The sequence below is a fragment of the Pseudomonas sp. S3_E10 genome (assembly GCF_054667615.1).
This window is the reverse complement of record NZ_CP162743.1, coordinates 1362104-1387221: the sequence shown is the minus strand read 5'-3', so window position 1 is coordinate 1387221 and position 25118 is coordinate 1362104. Positions and strand designations below refer to the sequence as shown.

The window sequence follows — 25118 nt, the reverse complement described above, 5'->3', positions numbered from 1 at the left end:
AAGGATAAAGCCGCATGACTCAGGCACTGGCCGATATGCGCCGTGACTACACACGGGACGGTTTGAGCGAGGCCCAGGCCCCGAGCGAGCCGTTTGCGTTATTCCACCAGTGGTTTGCCGATGCGGTGAACACCGAGCAGCCGCCGGTGGAAGCCAACGCCATGACCCTGGCCACGGTCGACCAGGACGGTCGCCCGCACTGCCGTATCCTGTTGCTCAAAGGCCTGGATGCGCAGGGCTTTACCTTCTTCACCAACTATCAGAGCGCCAAGGGCCAACAGCTCGCGGCGCGGCCGTTTGCGGCCATGACCTTTTTCTGGCCGACCCTGGAGCGCCAGGTGCGTATCGAAGGGCGGGTGGTCAAGGTCACGCCCGAAGAGTCGGACGCGTATTATCAGGTCCGCCCACTGGGCAGCCGTCTGGGGGCCTGGGCGTCGCCGCAGAGCCAGGTCATTCGTGACCGTGAAGAACTGCAAGACTTGCTCAAGGCCACCGAACAGCGTTTCAGCGATACCCAGCCTGACTGCCCCGAGCATTGGGGTGGCTATCGCCTGTTGCCCGAGCGCATCGAGTTCTGGCAAGGCCGCGCCAGTCGCCTGCATGACCGCCTGAACTACCGCCTGCAAGGGGCCGACTGGACCCGCGAGCGCCTGGCGCCCTGAGCGGCACCTTTCGTCACCTCACCTGAATGATGCACATCACCCCGACGTCTCTATAACGAGGCATCGGGTGTGTAGTGCTGCGCGGCGTTTTTCAGCCAGCCCGGCAAGTCGCCGCGTTTGATTTTCAAGGTGCGAGCCTGCTCCAACTGTTGCAGCATGAAGGCCCGCTTGAGCGGATCATCGCCGGCCAGAGACAGTGCGAGGTCGCGGTCTACCCACCGTTTGATCCGCAGGTACAGCCAGCCATGGAAATACAGGCCGGCTAGAGTAGTGACTACAATGATGAAGTAATCCATGAACGTCCCTGTTGAGAAGAGTGCTACCGTTCGTCGAGGTTTTTGGTGCTGGCAGTCTGTACTAAGGCTGAATGAAAGCAATTTTCTGCCGCGCTTGCCGTGACAGGCGTCAAGCCGCAGCGTCTAATGAATACCTGTCCTTTGGAGTTGATGCTATGCGTAAGTCCGTTTTACTGGTTGCCTGCTTTACCACCCTGTCCTTGCTGTTGGGTGGCTGCGCCTCGAGTCTGACCGGCGACTCGTACTCCCGTGATGAAGCGCGTCGTGTACAGACTGTGCGCATGGGTACCATCGAATCCCTGCGTCCGGTGAAAATCGAAGGCACCAAGACCCCAATCGGCGGCGCGGCCGGTGCTGTCATTGGTGGCGTGGGCGGCAGCGCCATTGGCGGTGGCCGTGGCAGTATCGTCACTGCCGTGATCGGCGCCGTTGCCGGCGGCCTGCTGGGTTCGGCCACCGAAGAAGGCCTGACCCGCACACAAGGCGTGGAAATCACCGTTCGTGAAGACGACGGCAGCATGCGCGCCTACGTACAGGCCGTGCAGGAAAATGAAATCTTCCGCATTGGCGACCGCGTGCGCATCATGACCGTCGACGGCACCAGCCGCGTTACTCGCTGAACATCGGTTGTAGAAACACAAAGCCCCAACCGGGTGACCGGTTGGGGTTTTTGTTGAATGGCTTTTCGGAAGGTGTCAGGTAAACATTTCGATGTCATCCATTGCACTTCCAATGACACCGCTGAGCGCAGGGCATTTACGCATAGCTTGTTGCAGTGCCGGCATTACCTTGTCCATGTCCAATGTCCCAAATCGACGTGCAATGTGGCCTATGGCAACTATGGCAGCTGACGCGATGTCTTCGTTGTCGTCACGCATATGTTGTAAGCAAACGCTTTGTGCCCAGGTACAATCGGTTTCGTTGAGCCCCACTGAAATCAGTGCTGTGGTGACTTTGCTTACGTCACCAGTGGCAAGATCAGTCACTGATTCATCGTGAGTCAAGTCAGGATCGTGATAGCGCATATTCATTTCAGGTCTCCTAGGACTTTTCCTTTGCGGTTAGTTTTTCCAGCCCTTATCAATGCGTTTTTCATATGTTGGTTAAGTGCGCTCCATGGTCGTACGTGGCCGTGAAAAGTGTCATCTGTTGACTTGTCAACAATCACAAACTCCTTCGTATGCGGGTCAATACCTATCCGGCGAGGCTCTCCAGGCTTGACCAACACTGAGTCGTTCAAAGCGTCCAGGCCGTTAGTGGGGTTTTTACTTTTAACCGAGTTGCCCTTCTTGCTGTGATAAGGCGCATCCTCATACTTCCAGCTCACAACGACATACAGGGGCCTGACACCGGAGTCCGCCGGGAAGACAAGAATGAAATCCCTGTACTCAGGCGGATAAATCGGGTCCACGATGATAGCGGCGGCTTTTTCGGTCGGCGGATACACCCATATGTGTGGTGTCGATGGCGCCGCTTCCAGTGCTGGTATTCCGAGTGTATCGGCGGTGTCTGCGGCGGGTGTCCAGATCAGCTCAATGCCATCCCCCAAGTGGGCGATGTACTGCGTGTCGGATACCTCAAACTGCACGACGTCGATCATCTCCCAGCCGGGATTTTTTCCGGTATAGAAGGCATACCCCTTGAGCGTGCCGTCGTCGCGTTGCTCGATATGCAGGCGTACCCGAGTGCGCGCCCTGGCCATGGAGCGCAATTCACGCACCCCACCTTGGGCAGTTCAGGCGGTGGCGATTCAACCTGAAAGTACGCGTCTTCGGCAATCTGACGGTCGATCGATTCTCGTTGAGCTTGTTGCCGGATTGCCGTCCAGGCCGCTGACTCAGCCTCAGTCATGGGTTCAAGTCGGCGATATCCGCCGGTACCCGTGCCGTAGGACCGCCAGACTTTAAATACGTCCTTGTTGTTTGCCATTTGCCCTCCTGGCGTGATGCTTAACGAAATCCGGCGTAGAAGCCGGGTGCTGACGTTAGAGCAAGCCGAGGAGGGTGGGTGTAGGAAGGAACTGCTAAAGAGGGAGGAATCGGATGAAGCAGGAGCCGGCTTGCCGGCTCCTGCAAACGGTCAGGCTTTTTTGCGACTCGCCATCGCCGTTACCGCATAACCCATACAGGCCGCCAGTATCGACCCGGTCAGGATGCCCATTCGATCCTCGCCGGCAAACTCGCTGGCGCCCGGTACGAACGCCAGGGAGCCGACGAACAGGCTCATGGTGAAGCCGATGCCGCACAGGATCGCCACGCCGAACACCTGGCCCCAGCTGGCGCCGCTGGGCAATGCCGCGAGGCCGGTCTTGATGGCCAGCCAGGTCAGGCCGAATACGCCGATGGTCTTGCCGATCAGCAGGCCGGCGGCGATGCCCATGGGGACGTGATGGGTGAAACTATCGAGGCTGACGCCGGTGAGGGATACGCCGGCATTGGCAAACGCGAACAGCGGCAGGATGGCATAGGCCACCCACGGATGCAGGGCGTGTTCGAGCGTCAGCAGCGGTGAGGTCTCGGCGTTTTTGGTGCGCATCGGAATGCAGAACGCGAGCGTCACGCCGGCCAGTGTGGCGTGGACGCCACTCTTGAGTACACACACCCACAGGATCAGGCCGATGATCAGGTAGGGGCCGAGCTTGATCACACCGAGGCGGTTCATCGCGATCAACGCCACCAGGCAGGCGCCCGCACCCGCCAGGGCCGCGCCGGACAGATCGGCGGAATAAAACACCGCGATAACGATGATCGCACCAAGGTCATCGATGATGGCGAGGGTCATCAGGAACAGTTTCAGCGACACGGGTACACGCTTGCCCAGCAGCGCCAGCACGCCCAATGCAAAGGCAATGTCGGTGGCCATCGGGATCGCCCAGCCCGAGAGCGCGGCGGGATAGTCTTTGTTGATGGCCCAGTAGATCAGCGCCGGCACCACCATACCGCCGATGGCGGCAGCGCCAGGCAGGACAACCTGGGATGGTTTGGACAGGTGGCCATCGAGCAGTTCGCGCTTGACCTCCAGGCCGATCAGCAGGAAGAACAGCGCCATCAGGCCATCGTTGATCCACAGCAGGGCCGGCTTGGCGATTTTCAGCGCGCCAATCTGCGCCACCACCGGTACATCCAGAAACGCGGCGTACAGGTGTGACAACGGTGAGTTGTTGACGATCAGCGCGAGAGCGGCGGCGGCGATCAATAACAGACCGCTGGCGGCTTCCAGCTGGAAGAAACGGGTGAACGTGCTACGCAGAGCCAAGGGATGCTCTCCAATCCGGATTCAATAGGTGGGTACCCTAACCCGTACCGTTAGTTGTTAAAACAAAAGTTATATTCTTATTTGTTATAAAAATGGACAGATTTGGCGTTGCGCCTTGGCCCGGCAATTGTGTGACCAATTGAGTCGTTACTGTATCGGTATGCGGTGTTGGAAACATCTTAAAATTCTGATTGAAAATCCTTAGAGATCCCCCTTATGAGCGACCACCGTCCCTGGGCCCGCGAAGCCATTCGCATCATTGAAGCCGACTTCCAGCGCAGCGCCGATACACACCTCATCCCCTTGCCGCTGCCGGGTTTGCCTGGCATCGAGTTGTATTTCAAGGACGAGTCGAGCCACCCCACCGGCAGCCTGAAACACCGGTTGGCCCGCTCGCTGTTCCTGTACGCGCTGTGCAATGGCTGGCTCAAGCCGGGAGCGCCCGTGATCGAAGCGTCCAGCGGTTCTACCGCGATTTCCGAAGCGTATTTCGCACGGCTGCTCGGCCTGCCATTTATTGCCGTCATGCCCGCCACCACGTCCCAGGAAAAGATCGCACAGATTGCTTTCTATGGCGGCAAGAGCCATCTGGTACAGGATCCGACGCAGATCTACGCCGAATCCGAACGCTTGGCGCAGGAAAGTGGTGGTCACTTCATGGACCAGTTCACCTACGCCGAACGCGCCACCGACTGGCGCGCTAACAACAACATCGCTGAGTCGATCTTCCAGCAGCTGCGTTTTGAACGGCATCCCGAGCCGAGCTGGCTGATTTCCAGCCCCGGCACGGGCGGCACCACGGCCACCCTCGGTCGATACGTGCGTTATCGCCAGCATTGCACGCGCGTGTTGTGCGCCGATGCCGAGCGGTCGGTATTTTTTGATTACTACCAGACGGGTGATGCCAGCCTGCGCCTGGACTGTGGTTCACGGATCGAAGGCATTGGCCGGCCACGGGTCGAGGCGTCGTTTTTGCCGAAGGTGATCGATGCAATGGTCAAGGTGCCGGATGCGTTGTCATTGGCGGCCATGCATTACCTGGCCGAGCGGTTGGGGCGCCGGGTCGGTGGTTCCAGCGGGACCAACCTGATCGGCGCGTTGATGGCGGCGCAGCAGATGAAAGCCGCCGGCGAGTCGGGCTCGATCGTGGCGATCTTGTGTGATGGCGGCGAGCGGTATGCCACTACCTATTACGATCAGGCGTGGTTGGCGGCGCAGGGGTATGCGCTGCCAGGGTTGATCGCGGCCGTTGCGGCCAGCGTGGAGCGGGGCGAGCCATTGCCGGATAGCATCCTGCGCGCGAATATCTGAAAACAACGCAAAACCAAATGTGGGAGGCTTGCTCCCACATTCAACATGCGGCGTTTCTCACGCCTCGATACCCAACATATCCCGCGCCAGCGCCTCGGCAATCCGGATCCCGTCGACACCCGCCGAGAGAATCCCACCGGCATAGCCGGCACCTTCACCGGCCGGGAACAGGCCTTTCACGTTCAGGCTTTGCATCGATTCGTTACGGGTAATCCGCAGCGGCGAGGAGGTGCGCGTTTCGATGCCCGTCAATACTGCATCGTGCAGCGAGTAGCCCTTGATCTGTTTCTCGAACGCCGGCAGTGCTTCTCGGATCGCCTCAATGGCGAACTCCGGCAGCGCCAGGGCCAGGTCGCCCAACGAAACGCCCGGTTTGTAGGACGGTTCCACGCTGCCAAGGGCCGTGGATGGCTTGCCCGCGATGAAGTCACCCACCAGCTGTGCCGGGGCCTCGTAGTTGCTGCCGCCGAGGATATAAGCGTGGGACTCCAGGCGTTCCTGCAATTCGATACCTGCCAACGGGCCACCTGGGTAGTCCACTTCAGGTGTGATGCCGACCACGATGCCCGAGTTGGCGTTGCGCTCGTTACGCGAGTATTGGCTCATGCCGTTGGTCACGACGCGGTTCGGCTCGGAGGTGGCGGCTACCACCGTGCCGCCCGGGCACATGCAGAAGCTGTAGACCGAGCGGCCGTTCTTGGCGTGGTGTACCAGCTTGTAGTCGGCGGCGCCCAGTTTCGGGTGCCCGGCGTATTTACCCAGGCGTGCCGCGTCGATCAGCGACTGCGGGTGCTCGATACGGAAGCCCACCGAGAACGGCTTGGCCTCCATGTACACGCCACGGCTGTGCAGCATGCGGAACGTGTCGCGGGCGCTGTGGCCCAAGGCGAGGATCACGTGCCTGGACAGGAGTTGTTCGCCGCTGTCCAACACCACGCCATTCAACTGGCCATCATCGATCAGCACGTCGGTAACCCGCTGCTCGAAGCGCACTTCGCCACCCAGGGCGATGATCTGCTGGCGCATGTTCTCCACTACGCCGGTCAGGCGGAACGTACCGATATGCGGCTTGCTGACGTAGAGGATCTCTTCCGGCGCACCGGCCTTGACGAACTCGTGCAGCACTTTGCGGCCGTGGAATTTCGGGTCTTTGATCTGGCTGTAGAGCTTGCCGTCGGAGAAGGTGCCGGCGCCGCCTTCACCAAACTGTACGTTGGACTCAGGGTTGAGCACACTTTTGCGCCACAGGCCCCAGGTGTCCTTGGTGCGCTGGCGCACTTCCTTGCCGCGTTCGAGGATGATCGGCTTGAAGCCCATTTGCGCCAGCAGCAGCCCGGCGAAGATCCCGCAGGGGCCAAAACCCACCACGATCGGCCGCTCGACCAGACCTTCCGGCGCCTGGCCCACCACTTTGTAGCTGATGTCCGGGGCCGGGTTGACGTTACGGTCATCGGCAAACTTGAGCAGCAGGGCGGCTTCACCCTTTACGTTCAGGTCGATGGTGTAGATGAAGCACAGCTCCGAGGTTTTCTTGCGGGCGTCGTAGCTGCGCTTGAATAGGGTGAAATCGAGCAAGTCATCACTGGCGATGCCCAGGCGCTGCACAATGGCGGGCCGCAGGTCTTCTTCGGGATGGTCGATGGGCAGCTTGAGTTCGGTGATTCGTAACATGACGGGATCCGGTAGGCGGCGGGCTTCGATGCCGGCTGTTTTAGCAAACCGGCGATTATAAGCCCCAATGGCCGGTTTCCGTCATGTTAAAACAGCGCAGGGCCGATTCAGTCGTCGCGCGAACCGCCAAACGCCGCGCAGCCCTGCTGCACCTGGCCGTTGACGCGCAACTGCGCGGTCATGTGTTGCAGGCTGCCGCTGACACTGTCGACGCAACGTTGCGGGGCCACCCACAGCTCAATGTGCTGGTTATCGGCTTCGGTCATCAGGTTGAAGCGGCCGTCACCGATTTGCTCTTCCACATAAGGCACCGCCAGGGGTGGCTGGCCTTCGCGCTCCAGCACCATGCCCTTGGCCGTCACGTTCATTGCCCAGGCTGGCTTGTGGCCATTGGCGCGCAGGATCATGCGTTTGAAGTCCGGATCGTCACAGGCCGCGGTCGACCGCTCGACACGGTACAACTGCTGCAGCTCCACTTCGCCCTGGGTGCCGGCGGCGACCCCGGAAAACTTGCCGCGCAGATCGGCAAACAGCACGCCTTGCTGGCCGGCCAAAGAGGCCGCTTCCTGCAGGATGTTGGTGCCGCCGGTGTCCTTGACCAAGTAGTTGCGCTGATCGCGGCACGGCTGGAACAACAGCTTGCCACCGACCGCCGTGAGTTGCCCCTGCATGCGGGTCAGCCCGACGGTAGACGGCTTGGCCGGCTCGCTTTCGAACATCTGGCAAGCGGCGAACAAAGGAAGCAAGGCACATAAAGCGAGGGTACGGACGGCACGCATAAGGGGTCTCCAGACAAGTGCCGCCACGTTACGCAGGCTGGCGATGCATCACAAGCCCGCCTGCCAGCTTCAGGCGTTTCTGACAGACGTGGCATTCAACCCACGATGAATGTCTGACCCGTCTGCAAGCCTTCCACACTTTTGGCGTAGGCCAAGGCCACATCGGCGCCGCTGGCCGGTTTGTAGCCGCGGAAATAGGGTGCATAGCTGCCCATGGCCTCCACCAGCACCGTCGGGCTGACGGCATTGACGCGCAAGCCCCGTGGCAGTTCGATCGCGGCCGCTTTCACAAAAGCGTCGATTGCGCCGTTGACCAGCGCGGCCGACGCGCCGGTACGAATCGGGTCACGGTTGAGGATGCCGCTGGTCAAGGTGAACGACGCACCGTCGTTGGCGTATTCGCGGCCGATCAACAGCAGATTCACCTGGCCCATCAGCTTGTCACGCAGGCCCAGCTCGAAATCGCTTTCGCTCATGTCGCCCAGTGCCACGAAATTCACGCGGCCTGCCGCACACACCAGGGCATCGAACTTACCGGTCTGTTCGAACAGTTTGCGGATCGAGGCGCTGTCACTGATATCTACCTGAAAGTCACCGCTGTTGCGGCCGATGCTGATCACCTCGTGACGCTGGGCCAGTTCCGCCTTGACCTGCGATCCGACGGTGCCGCTGGCGCCAATCAATAGAATTTTCATGATGCAGTTACTCCAGGGGTCAATGAGGGTCCAGTCTAGGGTGGCTTTTCAGGTGGATAAACGTGCTAATAGGCAACCTTTGGTTTTCAATTGGAAACAATCCATGAGCGAGATGGATGACCTGGCAGCCTTTGCCGTGCTTATCGAAGCCGGCAGCTTTACCGTGGCGGCCGAGCAACTGGGCTGCAGTAAAGGGCAGTTGTCCAAGCGCATCAGCCAGTTGGAGGCGCAGTTTGGCGTGGTGCTGCTGCATCGCACCACCCGCAAACTGAGCCTCACGGCAGCCGGCGCGGCGTTGTTGCCGCAGGCCCAGGCGCTGGTGGTACAGGTGGATCGCGCCCGTCAGGCCTTGGCGCGACTCAAGGATGATTTGGCCGGGCCGGTGCGTATGACAGTTCCCGTTTCGTTAGGCGATACATTCTTCGATGGGTTGTTGCTGGAATTTTCCAGGCAGTACCCCCAGGTGCAGATCGAGCTGGAACTCAACAACAGCTACCGCGACCTTGCGCGGGACGGTTTTGACCTGGGGGTGCGTTCGGGCGCGCTTGAAAACCAGCGCCTGGTGGCCAGGCCGCTGCTGGCCTGGCACGAAATGACCTGTGCCAGCCCGGCCTATCTGGACCAGTACGGCGAACCCCAGACTCCCGCCGACCTGGCCGCCCACAACTGCCTGCTCAACAGCCACTACAGTGGCCGCGAAGAGTGGCTGTATCACCAACAGCATGAGCTATTGCGCGTGCGGGTCAGCGGCACGTTCGCCTCCAACCATTACAACTTGTTGAAGAAGGCCGCCTTGGTGGGCGCCGGTATCGCCCGCCTGCCGTCCTACGTGCTGCCGGCGGAGTTGGCTGACGGCCGATTACGCTGGCTGTTGCGTGATTACCAGACGCGGAGCCTGCCGATGTACCTGGTGCATCCCTATCAAGGGGGGTTGCCGCGTCGCACCCAAGTGCTGGCAGACTACCTGGTGGATTGGTTCAAGCGCAGCGGCGAGGCGTTGGATCGGCTTTAGCGATAGCGGCGTGCAATCAGTTGGTCGATGGACAAACGCCCCGGTCCCTTGGCGACCAACAGCAGCATCAAGGCGACCCAAGTGCCGTGGGTGGGGTAAGCGTCGGGGTAGACGAATAGCTGAATGACCAGTGTCATACCGATCAAGGCCAGGGCCGAGAAGCGCGTGGCGAACCCCACCAGGATCAGCACCGGGAAGAAGTGTTCGGCGAATGCCGCCATATGCGCGGCCACCTGCGGCGACAGCAACGGCACGTGGTATTCGCTGCGAAACAGCGGCAAGGTGGAGGCGGCAAGCCTGGGTTCGCCGAGCTGGAAGGTGCCGCTGACCAGGTCAATGGCAAAACCTTCAACCTTGGTTTGCCCGGACTTCCAGAACACGGCGGCAATGGAGAACCGTGCGATAAAGGCGATCAGGCTGTAGGGGATTTTTTCGAAAACGGCGATGACCTGTTTGATCAGGCACGAAGGGCGGATATTCATAGCGATACCTTTTGTTCTGGAAGGAGTTGAGTGATGGCGTCGTGGCTGATCAGCAGCGACAGGCATTGCTGCAGGTTGAAGTCGGCCGAGGCTTCGAGGGCCTGCGCCACGGCCATTTCCAATGCCGTGCCCTGGTTCAGGCTGTCGATAAACGCCGCCGCGCCGCTGTCGATGGCAAACACCTTGACCTCCAGCCCGTGGCGCAAGACCAGTGCGGCTTGAGCATGCCAGGGGTTCAAGGTGGCCACGGCGCCCTCGACCTGGTGCGCTGCCCAAATCGCGACAATGGCGTAGGGCGAAGTGAGCGTGGCGAGGGACGGGTGCAGTTGCAGGCGCAGTTGCCCGAGGTCTGTTGAGCCTTGCAGTTGCTGGAGCACGCTGAGCGGGTCGAGTGGCCGGGCGTCCGCTGCGTGATAGGCGCGCACTCGATGGCGCTCCAGGCGTGCGATGTCCGCCAGGTAAGGCACGCTGGCGGCAGGTTTGAAGCCCTGGATGAAATCGGCGAATGTGCTGCCGTACTCGCTGATCAACGGGCTGCCGGGTGGCGATGTTTGTACGTAAACGCTGGCCATTGCGCGAAAAAAATCATCGCCCACCAGTTGCAGGGTGACGGGGTAAGCAGCCACCAATGCGTTGATCAATGAGCTGTGCACATTGTTGCGGTACACCGCAAAGCGGCTTTGCGGGTCGGCTCCGTTGCTGCTGAACAGGCCGTCGGGGCAAGGCTGGTCGGGCGCCAACAAGGCGTTGGCAAATATGGTTTGAACGCTCATGAGCGTGCCTGCGTCAGATGCCATTCGGCCCGCCGGGCTTCGGTCATCAATACACCGAAGGCGGGCACGTGGTTGTCGCGCTCGATCAGCGTGGCCATCGGGCCGATGCGCGCCAGTACTTGCTCGTACAGATGCCATACGGTGCTGGCAACGGGCGCGCCGTGATCATCGATCAGCAGGCGATCACCCAGGCTGTCGGTGTCTTCGGCAAAACCGGCCAGATGAATCTCACCCACCGCGTGCAGTGGCAAGGCGTTGATGTAGGCCAACGGGTCGCGCTGATGGTTGATGCACGACACATACACGTTGTTTACATCGAGCAGCAGGCCGCAACCGGTACGTCGGATGATCTCGCTGAGAAACTCGGTTTCGTCCAGGGTGGAGCGTTGGAACTGCAGGTAGGTAGACGGATTTTCCAGCAGCATCCGTCGCTTGAGGGCACTTTGTACCTGGTCGACGTGGGCGCACACCCGGTCCAGGGTATCGGCGTCGTAGGCCAGGGGCAGCAGGTCATTGAGAAACACCTCGCCATGGCTCGACCAGGCCAGGTGTTCGGAAAAGGACTGAGGTTGATAGCGCTCGATCAGCCTGCTCAAACGTGTCAGGTGCTCGGCATTCAGCGGGCCTTCGCCGCCGATGGACAGGCCCACGCCGTGCAATGACAGCGGGTACTGCTCGCGGATCAACCCCAGGTAGTGATGAAACGGGCCGCCGGCCACCATATAGTTTTCGGCGTGCACTTCAAAAAAACCGATGTCGGGGCAGGTATGGAGCACTTCGCTGAAGTGCTCGCGCTTGAGCCCCAGCCCCGCCCGAGAGGGGAGGCCGGGCGCCTGGGCCTGGGAGACGGCTGTCGGGGATGAACGGGGCATCATCGGTGCTCAGGCTGTGGTGGCGGTTCAGGACTTGGCGGTGAAGGCCGCTTCCTGGCCAAAGCCGGTCGGCGAGGTGGAGCTTGGGGTTTGGGTGCAAGTACCGGCGGGGACCAGTTTCCAGGCGTTGGCCTGGTCTTTGGTTTTCGAGGTGCCGGCGCAGGAAGTGCCGGCGCCCGCGGCGCAATCGTTCTTGCCGGCTTCAGCGACGCCGAAGCACTTTTGCATGTCGTCGGCGGCGTGGGCGGTGCCTGTCAGGGCGGACAGGCTCAGGGCGGAACCCAGGGCCAGGACGAGGGTAGCGGCGGACAGTTTGGTGGTCATGGTGTTTCTCCAGCAGTGGTTGAATGCGCAGGCTCGATTGCCTGCATGCACCACTAGAGACGGGGGGACTGAGTTCGTTACAACCTCAGTCAAAAAAACTTCATAGCACACAAAACAAATGTGGGAGGGGCAACACCCCTCCCACATTTTTTGCGCCGGTATCTACAGCAACCGTGGGTTAACCGCCCAAATAGGCCTCGCGCACCTTCGGATCGGTCAGCAACTGCTCACCCGTGCCTTGCATCACTACCCGGCCGTTTTCCAGTACGTAGGCGCGGTCGGCGATTTTTAGCGCCTGGTTGGCGTTCTGTTCCACCAGAAACACGGTCACACCGTCTTTGCGCAGCTGTTCGATGATGTCGAAAATCTGCTGGATGATGATCGGCGCCAGGCCCAGGGACGGTTCGTCCAGCAGCAACAGCTTGGGTTTGCTCATCAGTGCGCGGCCGATGGCGAGCATTTGCTGTTCGCCGCCGGACATGGTGCCGCCGCGCTGACTGAAGCGCTCCTTGAGCCGGGGGAACAGGTGCAGCACCTTGTCCATCTGCTCTTGGTAGTCGCCCTTGTCGGTGAAGAACCCGCCCATGGCCAGATTCTCTTCGACGGTCAGGCGCGAGAACACACGACGGCCTTCCGGCACCACCGCAATGCTCTTGCGCATGATCTGCGACGACTGCTGGCCCACCAGTTCTTCACCCATGTAGCGGATGCTGCCGCTGTGCGCCTGGGGCGAACCGCACAAGGTCATCAGCAGGGTGGACTTGCCGGCGCCGTTGGCGCCGATCAGGGTCACGATCTCACCCTGGCGCACTTCCACATTGACGCTGTGCAGGGCCTGGATCTTGCCGTAAAAAGTGGAAACGTTTTCGAATTGCAGCATTTTACGCTTCCCCCAAATAGGCTTTGATCACTTCAGGATTGTCGCGGATCTGCTCCGGCGTCCCGTCGGCCAGTGGCGTGCCCTGGTTGATCACCACGATATGGTCGGAAATGCTCATGACCAGTTTCATGTCGTGTTCGATCAACAGCACCGTGGCGTTGTTTTCCTCACGCAACACGCTGATCAGCGCCTTGAGGTCTTCGGTTTCCTTGGGGTTCAGGCCGGCGGCCGGTTCGTCGAGCATCAGGATCCGCGGGCGGGTCATCATGCAGCGGGCGATTTCCAGGCGACGTTGCTGCCCATAGGCCAGGGTGCCGGCAGGGCGGTTGGCAAACTCGGTGAGGTTGACCTTGTCCAGCCAGTACTCCGCATATTCCATGGCCTCGCGCTCGCTTTTGCGGAACGCGGGGGTCTTGAACAGGCCGGCGAAGAAGTTGGTGTTCAAGTGACGGTGCTGGGCGATCAGCAGGTTTTCGACCGCCGTCATGTCCTTGAACAACCGCACGTTCTGGAAGGTCCGCACCACGCCCTTGCGGGCGATCTCGTGACCGGCCAGGCCCTGGATCGGCTGGCCGTCCAGCAGGATGCTGCCGCCGCTCGGCTTGTAAAAACCGGTGAGGCAGTTGAACACCGTGGTTTTGCCCGCGCCGTTGGGGCCGATCAACGCAACCACTTGTTTCTCTTTCACGGTCAGGGCTACGCCGTTGACCGCCAGCAAGCCGCCGAAGCGCATGCTCAAGTTTTCGACTTTCAGGATCTCGCGGCTCATTTGCGCAGCTCCATGTGAGGACGTTGCATGGGCAGCAGGCCTTGAGGGCGCCAGATCATCATCAGCACCATCATGGCGCCGAACATCAACATGCGGTATTCGCTGAACTCACGCATCATTTCCGGCAGCAGGATCATCACGATCGCGGCCAGGATCACGCCCAACTGCGAGCCCATGCCACCCAGTACCACGATGGCGAGGATGATCGCCGACTCGATAAAGGTGAACGACTCCGGGGTCACCAGGCCTTGGCGCGCGGCGAAGAAGCTGCCGGCGAAACCGGCGAACGCAGCGCCCAGGGTAAATGCGGAGAGCTTGATGATGGTCGGGTTGAGGCCCAGGGCACGGCAGGCGATCTCATCTTCGCGCAGCGCTTCCCATGCACGGCCGATCGGCATGCGCAGCAGGCGGTTGATCACGAACAGGGCGGCCAATGCCAGCAACAGCGCCACCAGGTACAGGAACACCACTTTGCTCACCGGGTTGTAGGCGATCCCGAAGTACTCGTGGAAGGTCTGCATGCCTTCAGCGGCGCTGCGGTCGAACGACAGCCCGAAGAACGTTGGCTTGGGGATGCTGCTGATGCCGTTGGGGCCACCGGTGATATCGGTGAGGTTACGCAGGAACAGGCGAATGATCTCGCCGAAGCCCAGGGTCACGATCGCCAGATAGTCACCGCGCAGACGCAGCACCGGGAAGCCCAGCAGGAAGCCGAACGTGGCCGCCGCCATGCCCGCCAGCGGCAGGCAGATCCAGAAGCTCCAGCCCAGGTAGTGCGAGAGCAGCGCGTAGGTATAGGCACCCACGGCATAGAAACCCACATAACCCAGGTCAAGCAGGCCGGCCAGACCCACCACGATGTTCAGGCCCAGGCCCAGCAACACGTAGATGAGGATCAGGGTGGCGATGTCGACGGCGCCGCGCGAGCCGAAGAACGGCCAGATCAGCGCGGCCACGATCAGGCCGATGATGATGTAGCGCTGGGTGCGCGGCAGGGTCAGGAATTGGCTGACCTTGGGCGACACCAACGGAGCGCGGTTGCCCTTGAACAAGGCACCGACCTGCTGGGTGAATAGCACACGCAGGAACATCAGCACCGAGCACAGGGCAATGATGGTCAGGGTCACGGGACCTGTGCCATGCACTTCAAGGTTGATCCCGACAATGCTCAGCTTGAGGCCGAGTACCGGGAAGGCCACGGCCCACACCAGCAGGGCGCTGAAGAACGCCGATTTAAGATATCTGCTCATACTTTCTCAACCTCCGGACGGCCCAGGATGCCGGTCGGACGGAATAACAGCACCAGAACCAGCAGGCCGAACGCCACGACGTCCTTGTACTGGTCGCCGAAGATATCGGCGCCGAACGCTTCGGCCACACCCAGCACCAGCCCGCCGAGCATCGCGCCCGGGATACTGCCGATGCCGCCCAATACCGCCGCAGTAAAGGCCTTGAGGCCTACCAGGAAACCGGCGTTGGGGTTGATCACCCCGTACTGCATGCTCAGCAGTACCGCCGCGACGGCTGCCAGCGCGGCGCCGATCACGAAGGTCAGGGCGATGATGTTGTTGGTGTTGATGCCCAGCAGGTTGGCCATCTTGATGTCTTCAGCGCACGCCCGGCAGGCGCGCCCCAGACGGGAGCGGGAGATGAACAGGGTCAGGCCGAGCATGGCCACCAGGGTGACGACGAAGACCAGCACTTGCATGTAGGAAATCAGGACTTCTTCCGCGCCACCCGGGCCGAAGGAGAAGCTCCCCGGGATCAGGTTGGGGATGGATTTATCCTTGGAGTCCTGGGACAGCAATACGGTGTTCTGCAGGAAAATCGACATGCCGATGGCGGAAATCAACGGGATCAAACGGTTGCTGCCACGCAAGGGACGGTAGGCAACGCGCTCGATACTGTAGCCATAGGCACTGGTCACGACGATCGACGCAAGGAACGCGGCGGTCATCAACAGCGGCAGGGAGTGGATACCCATCATGGCCAGCCCGGCAAGGGCGATGAAGGCCACGTAGGAACCAATCATGTACACCTCGCCATGGGCGAAGTTGATCATTCCAATGATGCCGTAAACCATTGTGTAGCCAATGGCTATCAAGGCATAGGTGCTGCCAATGGTCAGGCCATTAACCAGCTGTTGGAAAAAATGATAGATCTCAGGCATTACAGCGCTCCTAAAAACCCGATACGCATTTCACTGGTGGAGTCATGTTCCGGCCCCGTGCTGTGTTCTGTGAGCACATTTGCACAAAGCGTTTGCCAGCGAACCGCTGGTGACGGTTTTAAGATTTTCAGGTGAGCCAGCGCCCGGATCGCGGGTGACAGGCCCATAAACCTCGTAAAACAAAGCCCACTGCTTTCACAGTGGGCTTGTAGGGCCAGTAACGCCTGGCTTACTGAGGGGAAACTTCGGTTTTAGGTTTGCCGAAGTGCCATTCGTAGACCACGAACTTGAAGTCCTTCAGGTCGCCCTTGGCGTCGAAGCTCAGGTCGCCGGTTGGGGTCTTGAAGGTACCGGCGTGAATGGCTTCGGCCACTTTGGCGGTGTCTTCGCTCTTGGCTGCCTTGATACCACCGGCGATGACTTCAATGGCCGAGTAGGCCGGGAATACGAACGGACCGGTTGGGTCCTGCTTGTTCTTGGCGAACTCTTCAACGATGGCTTTGTTGGCAGGGTCGGTGTCGAAGGACTTCGGCAGGGTGACCAGCAGGCCTTCGGAGGCGTCTTGGGCGATTTGCGAGATGGAGTCGTTGCCGACGCCCTCTGGGCCCATGAACTTGGCGTTCAGGCCTTTTTCCTTGGACTGGCGCAGGATCAGGCCCAGCTCTGGGTGGTAGCCGCCGTAGTAGACGAAGTCGACGTTGGCTTGCTTGAGTTTCTGGATGATCGAGGAGAAGTCCTTGTCACCGGCGTTCAGGCCTTCGAAGACGGCAACCTTCACGCCTTTCTTCTCAAGGGTCTGCTTGACGGCGGTGGCGATACCTTCACCGTATTGCTGTTTGTCGTGCAGCACGGCAACGATTTTCGGCTTCACGTGGTCGGCGATGTAGTTGCCGGCCGCCGGGCCCTGGGCGCTGTCGAGGCCGATGGTACGGAAGATCAGCTTGTAGCCACGGGAAGTAATCTCCGGGCTGGTAGCGGCAGGAGTAATCATGATGACGCCTTCGTCTTCATAAATATCCGACGCGGGCTGAGTGGAGCTGGAGCAGAGGTGACCGACCACGAACTTGACGCCGTCGTTGACCACTTTGTTGGCCACGGCAACGGCTTGTTTAGGATCGCAAGCGTCGTCGTATTCCTTGGCTTCAAGCATCTTGCCGTCAACGCCGCCCTTGGCGTTGATGTCGGCGATGGCTTGTTTGGCACCCATGAACTGCATGTCACCGTATTGCGTTACAGGACCGGTCTTGGGGCCGGCGATGCCGATCTTGATGGTGTCAGCTGCGAACGAATGGCCGGCAACCCCAGCCAGGACCATAGCGGCAAACAGTTTGGAAATCTGCTTAGTAGCCTTATTCATAGTGCTCCACTCTTACTGTTGTATTTTTTATAGTTCTAGCGGCCTCGTGAGCTGCTGAACCGGATCAGATATCTCGGATATCCCCCCGGCAGTGCCCTGGCAACTGTACCGGTACAGTGTAGAGCGCCGGTTGATCGCTTGAAAAGCTGGCTGCTGGGGGCAAAACCCGGGTGTGTCGCATAAATGAAAGAAAGAGACAGAATAGCGGCGGGGTGGTGCCAGACTTTCGGGCAATCCTTGGCGTTCCTGACACTTTCTCTCGATGACTCATTTGCAACTGGGTTTTTCTACCTGGGCTGCGACGTTATGATTGCGCCGATTTTTTCCCAAGGTGGATTCCCATGACGCAAGAACCTAGCACCCTCTATGCCAAGCTGCTCGGTGAAACCGCCGAAATTTCCTGGAAGGAGCTTGAACCGTTCTTTGCCAAGGGTGCCCTATTGTGGGTCGACGCCGGTCTGGATTTGATCGAGGCAGCCGAAGGAATGGCCGAGGATAACCGCGACAAAGTCGCCGCCTGGCTGGCCGCCGGGAGCCTTGGCGAAGTGTCTGCCACGCGGGCATTGGACCTGGTTGAGCGCGATCCGAGCCTGTGGGCGGTGGTGGTTTCGCCGTGGATTCTGATCCAGGAAAGGGCAGTGTAAGAAAAGTCCGCACGAAAAAGGTGCGTGATCCTGGTGCGGCAAGTGTGTAGCGGAGTAACCGCCGAGCCCGTGATGGCACCTTGCCGTAGAGAAAGGTCACAGGTCAGGGTGACGTAAACGTCACGGGAACAGTTACAAGAGCGGCCGAGACGGCGGGCAATTGTTTCCAAGTATTCCAGGCTGAGAAAATCAGTTGCCGGGTCTAGCGCCCGTTCGCGAACAAGCCCGCGCCCCCACATGACCGAATCTCAGCACACATGCGGTCAGGTAGGGGCGCGGGCTTGCTCGCGAACGGGCGCCTTGGTCTAAGCGGTCTTGCCCGTATGGTTATTCAGCGAAATAACCTTGGTCTTGCCGATGCGATGACGGTAAATCTCGCGCAGGTACTTAATCGCCTTCTTCACGCAATCGCGTGACAGGCGAATGTCATTGATCGACACAAACTTGTCTTTGTCGTTGATCAGCTCGCGGTACTTCTTCTCATACATCGGCTTGATCGCATACCAGTTGGTGTCGAGGATCTTGGCCGGGTTCTCGAATTCGTTGAGCAACTCGTCGATGCGGTCTTCATCGAAGTCCTCATGGATGATGAAGTCCAGGATCGAGTTGTCCAGCGTATCGTCGAAGCGGTACGGGTTACGGGCGAAGCAGCGCTTGATAAAGGCCACGATCAGCGTCAGGAAATCATCCGACAGGCAGGGGCTTTTGGCGATCAGGGTGGTCAGCGAAAGGTTGGCCGACGCGCCGATCACCAGCGCGTAACGTTTGAGCGTGGTGTTGGGGAACAGGCTGTTGAGGTGGGTCTTGAGCCGGTTCAGGTCCATATAGGACAGCTTGTAGTCCTTGGGCAGCGAGACGATGGACACCACCGACGAGCAGTTCTTGAAGAAGTGCAGGTCGTGCAGCGCCGCCGCGTCGTAGCCGGAGTTCTTGTACTGCTCCAGAGACGCCTTGTAACGCTTGGATTCGATCGGCAACAGGCTGATGCCTTCGATGGCTTGGGTGACCTTGTTGAAGTGCGGCAAGTCGATGGAGCGGAAGAACAGGTCGTCGATGTTCAGGCGCTGCGGCTCTTTTTCGAACACTTTGAACTTGTCATTCGACGGCGCCGGGGTTTCCGGGACGACGGATTCGGCGTAGGCAATTGCCACCGGGCCCGCCAGGCTCATAAACAGGTCGTTGGCATCCAGGCGGATGGTTTCGCCGATGTCGATGCCGGCGCGACGGAAGTAGTTCTGGTCGTAGTCGGTGGTCACGGCCTGGGCGGTGAGAATGTTGAAGATCTGTTGGGAGATGTACTGGTTGGCGTGTTTTTCCATGGCATTGACGTCAATGTTCTGGATGTTGCCGTCATCGCTCTCTTCGGCGTACCGCATGATGTCGTTGGAAATCAGCATCATCGCGTTCCACGGGCGGATACGGCCTTTCACGCTGGCTTCGCTGCTGTCTTCATTGGCGAAGTTGTACGAGAAGTCCCATTCCTCCGACAGGTACTTGCACAGCAGTCGCCCGGCGTTGATGTGCAGCGCCTCGGACATTTCACTGCGGTGATCGGAAATATTCGGCAGCACGCAGATGCCGCTGGTAAAGATCGGCTCGAACACAAATGCGTGGCCGCTCTTGCTGTCGTGCTCGTCGGCGGGCTTGGTGTCGAACGTTTTGTTCATGTACGAGTGCTGCTGGGCCAGGCCGAACTCCGAGGCCATGCCCGAGCCGGTACCGCCGCCGGCGCTGAAAATCGAAAAATACAGGCGCGACTGGTTGGCCTTGATGCCGCACGAGTCGATCAGGTACGAGTGGATCATCTTCCAGTCGGGGCTGGAGAAGCGCTGGGTGTCTTTGTTGAGGATGATCTTGGCCAGGTACTGGCCGAGGATCGGCGCGTTACCGGCGCCGCCGGCATGGACTTCGGAGAGGTCCATGATTTTCATCTTGCTGTAGTCGCGCAGGAACCCGCTTTTTTCGCCCTTGCGCGAAAAGCGGATGCGCCCGGCAATGTCTTTGTCCAGGTCGCCCAGCATCACCAGTGGCTCCACCAGGAACACCGGTTTGCTGGGTTTGCCGCCGCCCAGGCGCAGGTTATTGCGGATCCACTGGGTGGGGCTGTAGCCCTGGGTCTTTTTAAATTGAAGTTTGTCTTCGTTACTGAATTCGTTCAGGTAGAACTTGCGCGCGTTATAGACCAACTCCGCCACGTCCAGCGCAATGTTGGAACCGCAGCGGCCCAGGCCGATCAGGCACACCGAGGGAAATTCCTGTTCGCTGCGCGGATCGCTGTCGCCTTCAAGATGGGGCGGGCGCGGGAACACCATGTCGCGCAGGCCGTCGAGGTTGTCGAGGATGCGGTCAGTATTGGTTTCGGTGAAGTACAGGTACTGCTGGGTGGCCAGCGGGCGTGTGGTGCTCAATGACTTTGAACCTGAGGGTTTGTCCGCAGGAGCTGTGGGCAACACGTCGGATACCACGGTGGCAGGGTTATTTTTAGAAGTCATTGTGCGCCATGTGCCTGGGCGGATGGCTGAAAAGAATCAAATGGCCATCACGGAATGGGTGTTCGCGACTTTGCAGTGCGTCCTTGTCCGGCGTGTTCGGGCGTGTCCCTGTGTTCTCAAGGAAAACCTGGCCGGACTCTGATGAATCGGCCGTTTGTCGGCGATCTTTAGCTAACTGATGGCGAAATGCCAAAGTTTGGGCGTCAGCGTATTGGCCGGACGATGAAAGCACCGCTTCGACCAGGGGCTGGCTCGTTTGGCGAACGCGCCTTTTGGGCACCCGCCGTAGCGAGCGAACGAAGCGGGTTGTGTCTGTCGATGCCTTGCATTACGCCAATGATGTCACTGACGGGCACCGCCGGGCTCAGTAGATAGCCTTGAATGAAATCACAGCCGTGGTCATGCAATAGCTCGAATTGGGCCTGGGTTTCCACGCCCTCGGTCACGACCCGCAAGTGCAGGGTGTGGGCGATGCCGATAATCGCCTGGACGATCTCGAGGTCAGCGCTCGACTTGGGAATGTCTTGGATAAACGATCGATCGATCTTCAACATGTTGAGCGGAAGGCGCTTGAGGTAGGCGAGCGAGGAGTAACCGGTACCAAAGTCATCGATGGCCAGCGACACGCCCAGGGCGCGGAGTTGGCGCAGCAACGCGAGGGTGCTGCTGATATTTCCCATCAGGGCGTTTTCAGTGACTTCCAGTTCCAGGCGGTTTGCAGCGATCCCGCTGAAGCGCAGGGCATCTTCGATTTCGTCCGCCAGTTCATCACGGGCCAGGTTCAGGGCCGAGCAATTTATGGCCATCGTCAGTTCGGTGTAACCCTTGTCGGAGAGCAGGCTCAAGTCATGACAGGCCTGGCGCAGGACCCAGTGATCCAGTTCAGCGATCAACCCATTGCTTTCGGCGATGCCGATAAAGCGGTCCGGGGCCAGCAAACCATGCTGCGGGTGCTGCCAGCGCACTAAGGCTTCCAGGCGCGTTACCTTGCCCAGTTGCATGTCGAAGATCGGTTGGTAAAACAGCACCAGTTGTTTCTGGGTGTGCAGGGCACTGCGCAGCTCTTCTTCCAATTGCAGCTCGAGGAAGGCCCGGGTCTTCAGGTTGGAGCTGAAGAAATGCAAGCTGTTACGCCCGGCGTCTTTGGACTGGTACAGCGCCATGTCGGCGGTTTTGAGCAGTTCTTCGCAGGTCTGGCCGTCGTCGGGAAACAGGCTGATGCCAATACTGGTGGTCATCACCATGCGGCGGCCGGCCAGTTCGACCGGCTCTTTCATTTTTTGCAAAATGCGTTGAGCCAGGTGCCGGGCTTCGTCGCGGTGGTGAATGCTGATCAGGATGCAGAATTCATCGCCGCCAAACCGTGCGACTACGTCCGCATGGCTTCGCACAGAGCCTTTGATATGGCCGGCCAGTACGGTGAGCAGTTGGTCACCGGCGTCATGACCGAGGCTGTCGTTGATACGCTTGAAGTGGTCGATATCGAGGAAGATAACCGCCAGCATGCCACCTGAAACGGTTTTTTCCGCGATTTTCTCTGCAAAAATCTGGTTGAAGCCTCGGCGATTGAGCAAATCGGTCAGCGCGTCGTAATGCGCGACCTGTTGCAGTGAGACGCGGGCCTGGTCCAGTTCGCTGAGCAGCGTATTGACCCGACGCAGGTCGCGCTCCTTGTGTTGCAGCTTCTTGTCCGCCAGGGCCGCGCTGATGCTGCTGCCGATCACCAGCAGGGTGATCACCGCCACCGACAGGCCTAGTTGCGTGGGGTTATCGGCCAGGGGCAATGATAGGTCCGCCCCGTCCGGCACCAGCATCTGCATGGCGGCCATGCCGGTGAAATGCATGCTCAGAATGCCCGCGCCCAACACCAGGCTGGCGGCGTATTTGAGCAATTGATGAAACATGCCCGCGCCGGTGCGCAGGTAGCTCGACAACAATAGCGCGGCCAGGCTGGCCCCAATGGCGATAACCACTGAGGCGAAGAAGCGCCCGGTCTCAAAATACACCAGGGCCTGGGAGCGCATGGCCGACATACCGACGTAATGCATCAAGGCAATGCCCAGCCCCATCCACAGCGATGCCAGCAGGTATTGATGCAGCTGCAGGTTCGTATGGCTGAGGGTGCGCATGGCGAACAACGAGGCGATCAGGGCGATGACCAGCGAGGCGAACGTTGTGATCAATTCGTAATGAATGGCGATGGGCGCCTGGAAGGCCAGCATGCTGATGAAGTGGGTGGACCAGATACCGCCTGCCAGGCAGCTGGCACCGAGCCAGCGCCAGTGGCGACGGGCGGTGGGGTCTTCGACATGGCCGACCCGCTCAGCCATGTCCAGCGTGCCGAAGCCAGCTGCGCAGGCGACCAAATAAGCCAGCAGCACCAGAAAAGGGTTATGGCTGCAATTGAGCAATAAGTGCCCGTTTTCTGGAAGGTCGGTGAAAAAAATCAGCCCCAGCCATTCCATAGCACGCCCCGTCATAGCTCCCACGTCACTGCCTAGGGCGGTGACCTATGGGCTCGAGTATAGAAGCCGCGCGGGATTTTCCACGGATAATGGCACTTTGCCTTTAACTAATTTGGCATCGCATCCATAGCGTTCGCTGCTAAGCGCTGATGGGCAGGTCCAAATCGAATGGGGCTTGCAGCGGCGGCAGGCCGAATGCGGCGCGCGCGGCATCGCAATCGACGTTGTGTTCACCCTGGCTCCACGATGCATCGAATTCTCGGCAAGGGCTTGCGCGTTGCTCATAAATCGAGCAACGCGTGCCTTTGCCCACTTCGCCCTCAAGGCTGCAGCATCGTGCGGGTTTTTGGTCGGTGCCGATCATCGCCACGCGGGTGGGGTTGATCTGCACCACCAGGTCATCGGGCACGGTGCCGCCCGATGAGGCGCACTCGCCCCAGAAGAAAGACACACGAAAGTATGAACAGCAGGCACCGCAACTCAGACACGGACTGGCTTCGGACATGGGCGTCATCAATAAAAAGTAAGGGAGGGGAACGACGGGAAGGCTCGCCATTCTATCCATGCCATGGCCATTAGGAAGGGGGGCACACACATATATTTTTGTCAGGAAAGTCCCGTAACGACGGGCGAAATTACGCCCTATCAGCCTTACGAATCATTACAGACAACCGTCGCGCGCCTGACTATGTTGCAGGTACCTGAGCAGGATGCATCGGGCATCGCAGCTCTCATAACAATAAAAGAGACGGACCCATGCAGAACTCGACCCAAGCGGCGAATGCCTGGCGCATTCTGTTCCTGCTGTTCCTCGCCAACCTGTTCAACTTCTTCGATCGCACCATCCCCGCGATCATCATCGAGCCAATCCGCATGGAGTGGCACCTGAGCGACTTCCAGCTCGGCATCATCGGCACCGCCTTCACCATCGTCTACGCCATCGCCGGGTTGCCGCTGGGGCGCATGGCCGACACCGGTTCGCGCAGCAAACTGATGGGGTGGGGCCTGTTTGCCTGGAGCGGGCTGACGGCGATCAACGGGCTCGTCGGCAGTTTCTGGAGTTTTTTGCTGGTGCGCATGGGCATTGGTATCGGCGAAGCCAGTTATGCGCCGGCCGCCAACTCGCTGATCGGCGATTTGTTCCCGGCGCACCGCCGGGCCCGGGCCATGGGGATTTTCATGCTGGGCCTGCCGCTGGGGCTGTTGTTGGCGTTCTTCACCATCGGCGCAATGGTCAAGGCGTTCGACAGCTGGCGTGCGCCGTTCTTTATTGCCGCGGTGCCGGGGCTGATCCTCGCGGTCTTCATGTTCTATATCAAGGAGCCCAAGCGCGGTGCGGCCGAAACCGTGCAAGTGTCCCAGGAACGCGTCGACCGCCCGATTCGCCGCGTCCTGGCGGTACCGACCTTCCTCTGGCTGGTGTTGGCGGGGCTGTGTTTTAACTTCGCCACCTATGCGTGCAATTCGTTTCTGGTGCCGATGCTGCAACGTTATTTCCTCATGCCGTTGCAGGACGCGGCGGTGGCCACTGGCGTCATCGTCGGCTTGACCGGCCTGGTGGGCCTGACCCTGGGCGGCTGGATTGCCGACAAGATCCATCAACGCATCGCCAATGGACGGCTGTTGTTCGCCGCGTTCAGCCTGATCATTTCCACCGTCACCACCGCTTGGGCCTTGCATGCCGGGCGCATCGAGATTGGTGTGTTCGTGGCTCTGTTCAGTGTGGGTTGGTTGTTCGCTTACAACTTCTATACCTGCGTGTACACGGCCATCCAGGATGTGGTTGAGCCACGCCTGCGGGCGACCGCGATGGCGTTGTTCTTTGCCGGGTTGTATTTGCTCGGCGGCGGCATGGGGCCGATCGTGGTGGGCGGCTTGTCCGATCACTTTGCCCATTCGGCGATGTACGCAGCGGGGGCTGAACAGATGACCGAGGCTTATAAAGCGGTGGGCCTGCACGACGCCATGTACCTGATCCCGGTGGCGCTGTTCTTGACCATGCTGTTTCTGTTCCAGGCCTCGCGCAGTTTTGTGCGCGATGCCAAGCGGATGAAAGAGGGGTTGAGTGCGGTTGAGGTGCCGGTTGCGGTGGCTACGGCCTGAGACAGTGGTGACGCTATCGGGAGCAAGCCCCCTCCCACATGGATACGCGGTCAAATGTGGGGGCTTGCTCCCGATGAGGCCCTAAAGGCCAATAAAAAGACCCGCA

General features: G+C 59.8%; 24 protein-coding genes and 1 pseudogene. 6 read left to right on the top strand and 19 right to left on the bottom strand.

The features are described 5' to 3' along the window. Nucleotides 1-14 precede the first annotated feature (14 nt). Complete coding sequence (gene pdxH, locus AB4N98_RS06175) at nucleotides 15-662, top strand: pyridoxamine 5'-phosphate oxidase (protein WP_116078319.1); 648 nt, start codon at nucleotides 15-17, stop codon at nucleotides 660-662. Between the two features lie 50 nt (nucleotides 663-712). Here the strand turns inward: pdxH and AB4N98_RS06170 are convergent, their stop codons facing one another. Continuing rightward, a complete protein-coding gene (locus AB4N98_RS06170; RefSeq protein WP_065877142.1) occupies nucleotides 713-958 on the bottom strand; it encodes a hypothetical protein in 246 nt (81 codons plus the stop codon). Between the two features lie 155 nt (nucleotides 959-1113). On the opposite strand from AB4N98_RS06170, the gene AB4N98_RS06165 reads away from it, so the two are divergent. Beyond that, nucleotides 1114-1578 carry an outer membrane lipoprotein gene (locus tag AB4N98_RS06165; RefSeq protein ID WP_003189251.1) on the top strand — a complete coding sequence of 155 codons (465 nt, stop codon included), beginning with the start codon at nucleotides 1114-1116 and terminating at the stop codon, nucleotides 1576-1578. Between the two features lie 75 nt (nucleotides 1579-1653). Here AB4N98_RS06165 and AB4N98_RS06160 read toward each other — a convergent pair whose 3' ends face one another. The 3 genes and pseudogenes from AB4N98_RS06160 to nhaA all read right to left on the bottom strand — a co-directional run bounded on the left by AB4N98_RS06160 (nucleotide 1654) and on the right by nhaA (nucleotide 4213). After that, nucleotides 1654-1989 carry a hypothetical protein gene (locus tag AB4N98_RS06160; protein ID WP_065877141.1) on the bottom strand — a complete coding sequence of 112 codons (336 nt, stop codon included), beginning with the start codon at nucleotides 1987-1989 and terminating at the stop codon, nucleotides 1654-1656. Between the two features lie 290 nt (nucleotides 1990-2279). Then, nucleotides 2280-2672, bottom strand: a pseudogene (locus tag AB4N98_RS06155) (S-type pyocin domain-containing protein); the annotation flags it as partial. A gap of 365 nt (nucleotides 2673-3037) precedes the next feature. Beyond that, complete coding sequence (gene nhaA, locus AB4N98_RS06150) at nucleotides 3038-4213, bottom strand: Na+/H+ antiporter NhaA (RefSeq protein ID WP_017529649.1); 1176 nt, start codon at nucleotides 4211-4213, stop codon at nucleotides 3038-3040. Between the two features lie 216 nt (nucleotides 4214-4429). Here nhaA and AB4N98_RS06145 point away from each other — a divergent pair, with 216 nt between their 5' ends. Next, entirely contained in the window at nucleotides 4430-5524 is a 1095-nt protein-coding gene (locus tag AB4N98_RS06145; RefSeq protein WP_065877140.1) for a PLP-dependent cysteine synthase family protein, read from the top strand. A gap of 57 nt (nucleotides 5525-5581) precedes the next feature. Here AB4N98_RS06145 and AB4N98_RS06140 read toward each other — a convergent pair whose 3' ends face one another. The 3 genes from AB4N98_RS06140 to AB4N98_RS06130 form a co-directional block, all read right to left on the bottom strand. Next, entirely contained in the window at nucleotides 5582-7195 is a 1614-nt protein-coding gene (locus tag AB4N98_RS06140) for an NAD(P)/FAD-dependent oxidoreductase (RefSeq protein WP_017529647.1), read from the bottom strand. 107 nt (nucleotides 7196-7302) lie between these two features. After that, the gene (locus AB4N98_RS06135) at nucleotides 7303-7974 is read right to left on the bottom strand and encodes a COG3650 family protein (protein ID WP_017529646.1); all 672 of its coding nucleotides are present in this window, start codon (nucleotides 7972-7974) and stop codon (nucleotides 7303-7305) included. Nucleotides 7975-8069: 95 nt separating this feature from the next. After that, nucleotides 8070-8669, bottom strand: coding sequence for a short chain dehydrogenase (locus AB4N98_RS06130; protein WP_065877138.1), 600 nt, complete (start codon nucleotides 8667-8669; stop codon nucleotides 8070-8072). Between the two features lie 103 nt (nucleotides 8670-8772). Here AB4N98_RS06130 and AB4N98_RS06125 point away from each other — a divergent pair, with 103 nt between their 5' ends. Next, nucleotides 8773-9681, top strand: a complete 909-nt coding sequence (locus tag AB4N98_RS06125; RefSeq protein WP_017529644.1) for a LysR family transcriptional regulator — start codon at nucleotides 8773-8775, stop codon at nucleotides 9679-9681. Here AB4N98_RS06125 and AB4N98_RS06120 read toward each other — a convergent pair. The 9 genes from AB4N98_RS06120 to AB4N98_RS06080 all read right to left on the bottom strand — a co-directional run bounded on the left by AB4N98_RS06120 (nucleotide 9678) and on the right by AB4N98_RS06080 (nucleotide 17308). Beyond that, nucleotides 9678-10163: a DoxX family protein gene (locus AB4N98_RS06120; protein ID WP_017529643.1), complete on the bottom strand. Its 486-nt coding sequence runs from the start codon at nucleotides 10161-10163 to the stop codon at nucleotides 9678-9680. The two genes, AB4N98_RS06125 and AB4N98_RS06120, sit on opposite strands and share 4 nt — an antisense overlap. Then, nucleotides 10160-10936 carry an HvfC/BufC N-terminal domain-containing protein gene (locus AB4N98_RS06115; protein ID WP_116078315.1) on the bottom strand — a complete coding sequence of 259 codons (777 nt, stop codon included), beginning with the start codon at nucleotides 10934-10936 and terminating at the stop codon, nucleotides 10160-10162. The genes AB4N98_RS06120 and AB4N98_RS06115 overlap by 4 nt, the downstream gene beginning before the upstream one ends. Beyond that, nucleotides 10933-11811 carry an MNIO family bufferin maturase gene (gene bufB / locus AB4N98_RS06110; protein WP_017529641.1) on the bottom strand — a complete coding sequence of 293 codons (879 nt, stop codon included), beginning with the start codon at nucleotides 11809-11811 and terminating at the stop codon, nucleotides 10933-10935. Before bufB ends, AB4N98_RS06115 begins: the two co-directional genes overlap by 4 nt. Before the next feature lie 24 nt (nucleotides 11812-11835). After that, nucleotides 11836-12132, bottom strand: coding sequence for a BufA1 family periplasmic bufferin-type metallophore (locus AB4N98_RS06105; protein WP_017529640.1), 297 nt, complete (start codon nucleotides 12130-12132; stop codon nucleotides 11836-11838). A 178-nt stretch (nucleotides 12133-12310) separates the two neighbouring features. Next, on the bottom strand, nucleotides 12311-13012 hold the full coding sequence (locus AB4N98_RS06100) for an ABC transporter ATP-binding protein (RefSeq protein WP_010212366.1): 702 nt from the start codon (nucleotides 13010-13012) through the stop codon (nucleotides 12311-12313). A 1-nt stretch (nucleotide 13013) separates the two neighbouring features. Continuing rightward, nucleotides 13014-13781, bottom strand: a complete 768-nt coding sequence (gene livG / locus AB4N98_RS06095; protein ID WP_016975067.1) for a high-affinity branched-chain amino acid ABC transporter ATP-binding protein LivG — start codon at nucleotides 13779-13781, stop codon at nucleotides 13014-13016. Beyond that, a complete protein-coding gene (locus AB4N98_RS06090; RefSeq protein WP_003172374.1) occupies nucleotides 13778-15031 on the bottom strand; it encodes a high-affinity branched-chain amino acid ABC transporter permease LivM in 1254 nt (417 codons plus the stop codon). The genes livG and AB4N98_RS06090 overlap by 4 nt, the downstream gene beginning before the upstream one ends. Further along, nucleotides 15028-15951 (bottom strand): high-affinity branched-chain amino acid ABC transporter permease LivH, encoded by a 924-nt coding sequence (gene livH, locus AB4N98_RS06085; protein ID WP_065877136.1) that lies wholly within the window; start codon nucleotides 15949-15951, stop codon nucleotides 15028-15030. The genes AB4N98_RS06090 and livH overlap by 4 nt, the downstream gene beginning before the upstream one ends. 229 nt (nucleotides 15952-16180) lie before the next feature. Beyond that, nucleotides 16181-17308, bottom strand: a complete 1128-nt coding sequence (locus tag AB4N98_RS06080) for a branched-chain amino acid ABC transporter substrate-binding protein (protein WP_017530445.1) — start codon at nucleotides 17306-17308, stop codon at nucleotides 16181-16183. Nucleotides 17309-17649: 341 nt separating this feature from the next. Here AB4N98_RS06080 and AB4N98_RS06075 point away from each other — a divergent pair, with 341 nt between their 5' ends. Beyond that, nucleotides 17650-17952, top strand: coding sequence for a DUF2288 domain-containing protein (locus AB4N98_RS06075; protein WP_010212359.1), 303 nt, complete (start codon nucleotides 17650-17652; stop codon nucleotides 17950-17952). A 305-nt stretch (nucleotides 17953-18257) separates the two neighbouring features. On the opposite strand, the gene AB4N98_RS06070 is transcribed toward AB4N98_RS06075, so the two are convergent. The 3 genes from AB4N98_RS06070 to AB4N98_RS06060 all read right to left on the bottom strand — a co-directional run bounded on the left by AB4N98_RS06070 (nucleotide 18258) and on the right by AB4N98_RS06060 (nucleotide 23414). Beyond that, the gene (locus tag AB4N98_RS06070) at nucleotides 18258-20444 is read right to left on the bottom strand and encodes a hypothetical protein (RefSeq protein ID WP_017530447.1); all 2187 of its coding nucleotides are present in this window, start codon (nucleotides 20442-20444) and stop codon (nucleotides 18258-18260) included. Nucleotides 20445-20647: 203 nt separating this feature from the next. Continuing rightward, nucleotides 20648-22909 carry a putative bifunctional diguanylate cyclase/phosphodiesterase gene (locus AB4N98_RS06065; protein WP_068935515.1) on the bottom strand — a complete coding sequence of 754 codons (2262 nt, stop codon included), beginning with the start codon at nucleotides 22907-22909 and terminating at the stop codon, nucleotides 20648-20650. 139 nt (nucleotides 22910-23048) lie between these two features. Next, a complete protein-coding gene (locus AB4N98_RS06060) occupies nucleotides 23049-23414 on the bottom strand; it encodes a YkgJ family cysteine cluster protein (RefSeq protein WP_017530449.1) in 366 nt (121 codons plus the stop codon). A gap of 251 nt (nucleotides 23415-23665) precedes the next feature. On the opposite strand from AB4N98_RS06060, the gene AB4N98_RS06055 reads away from it, so the two are divergent. After that, nucleotides 23666-25012: a spinster family MFS transporter gene (locus AB4N98_RS06055; protein ID WP_017530450.1), complete on the top strand. Its 1347-nt coding sequence runs from the start codon at nucleotides 23666-23668 to the stop codon at nucleotides 25010-25012. Nucleotides 25013-25118 lie beyond the last annotated feature (106 nt).

What these genes read in the sequence shown, in the direction of transcription:
- pdxH (WP_116078319.1), top strand. Translation starts at nt 15, where the DNA reads ATGACTCAGGCACTGGCCGATATGCGCCGTGACTACACACGGGACGGT.
- AB4N98_RS06170 (WP_065877142.1), bottom strand. Translation starts at nt 958, where the DNA reads ATGGATTACTTCATCATTGTAGTCACTACTCTAGCCGGCCTGTATTTC.
- AB4N98_RS06165 (WP_003189251.1), top strand. Translation starts at nt 1,114, where the DNA reads ATGCGTAAGTCCGTTTTACTGGTTGCCTGCTTTACCACCCTGTCCTTG.
- AB4N98_RS06160 (WP_065877141.1), bottom strand. Translation starts at nt 1,989, where the DNA reads ATGAATATGCGCTATCACGATCCTGACTTGACTCACGATGAATCAGTG.
- AB4N98_RS06145 (WP_065877140.1), top strand. Translation starts at nt 4,430, where the DNA reads ATGAGCGACCACCGTCCCTGGGCCCGCGAAGCCATTCGCATCATTGAA.
- AB4N98_RS06140 (WP_017529647.1), bottom strand. Translation starts at nt 7,195, where the DNA reads ATGTTACGAATCACCGAACTCAAGCTGCCCATCGACCATCCCGAAGAA.
- AB4N98_RS06135 (WP_017529646.1), bottom strand. Translation starts at nt 7,974, where the DNA reads ATGCGTGCCGTCCGTACCCTCGCTTTATGTGCCTTGCTTCCTTTGTTC.
- AB4N98_RS06130 (WP_065877138.1), bottom strand. Translation starts at nt 8,669, where the DNA reads ATGAAAATTCTATTGATTGGCGCCAGCGGCACCGTCGGATCGCAGGTC.
- AB4N98_RS06125 (WP_017529644.1), top strand. Translation starts at nt 8,773, where the DNA reads ATGAGCGAGATGGATGACCTGGCAGCCTTTGCCGTGCTTATCGAAGCC.
- AB4N98_RS06120 (WP_017529643.1), bottom strand. Translation starts at nt 10,163, where the DNA reads ATGAATATCCGCCCTTCGTGCCTGATCAAACAGGTCATCGCCGTTTTC.
- AB4N98_RS06115 (WP_116078315.1), bottom strand. Translation starts at nt 10,936, where the DNA reads ATGAGCGTTCAAACCATATTTGCCAACGCCTTGTTGGCGCCCGACCAG.
- bufB (WP_017529641.1), bottom strand. Translation starts at nt 11,811, where the DNA reads ATGATGCCCCGTTCATCCCCGACAGCCGTCTCCCAGGCCCAGGCGCCC.
- AB4N98_RS06105 (WP_017529640.1), bottom strand. Translation starts at nt 12,132, where the DNA reads ATGACCACCAAACTGTCCGCCGCTACCCTCGTCCTGGCCCTGGGTTCC.
- AB4N98_RS06100 (WP_010212366.1), bottom strand. Translation starts at nt 13,012, where the DNA reads ATGCTGCAATTCGAAAACGTTTCCACTTTTTACGGCAAGATCCAGGCC.
- livG (WP_016975067.1), bottom strand. Translation starts at nt 13,781, where the DNA reads ATGAGCCGCGAGATCCTGAAAGTCGAAAACTTGAGCATGCGCTTCGGC.
- AB4N98_RS06090 (WP_003172374.1), bottom strand. Translation starts at nt 15,031, where the DNA reads ATGAGCAGATATCTTAAATCGGCGTTCTTCAGCGCCCTGCTGGTGTGG.
- livH (WP_065877136.1), bottom strand. Translation starts at nt 15,951, where the DNA reads ATGCCTGAGATCTATCATTTTTTCCAACAGCTGGTTAATGGCCTGACC.
- AB4N98_RS06080 (WP_017530445.1), bottom strand. Translation starts at nt 17,308, where the DNA reads ATGAATAAGGCTACTAAGCAGATTTCCAAACTGTTTGCCGCTATGGTC.
- AB4N98_RS06075 (WP_010212359.1), top strand. Translation starts at nt 17,650, where the DNA reads ATGACGCAAGAACCTAGCACCCTCTATGCCAAGCTGCTCGGTGAAACC.
- AB4N98_RS06070 (WP_017530447.1), bottom strand. Translation starts at nt 20,444, where the DNA reads ATGACTTCTAAAAATAACCCTGCCACCGTGGTATCCGACGTGTTGCCC.
- AB4N98_RS06065 (WP_068935515.1), bottom strand. Translation starts at nt 22,909, where the DNA reads ATGGAATGGCTGGGGCTGATTTTTTTCACCGACCTTCCAGAAAACGGG.
- AB4N98_RS06060 (WP_017530449.1), bottom strand. Translation starts at nt 23,414, where the DNA reads ATGTCCGAAGCCAGTCCGTGTCTGAGTTGCGGTGCCTGCTGTTCATAC.
- AB4N98_RS06055 (WP_017530450.1), top strand. Translation starts at nt 23,666, where the DNA reads ATGCAGAACTCGACCCAAGCGGCGAATGCCTGGCGCATTCTGTTCCTG.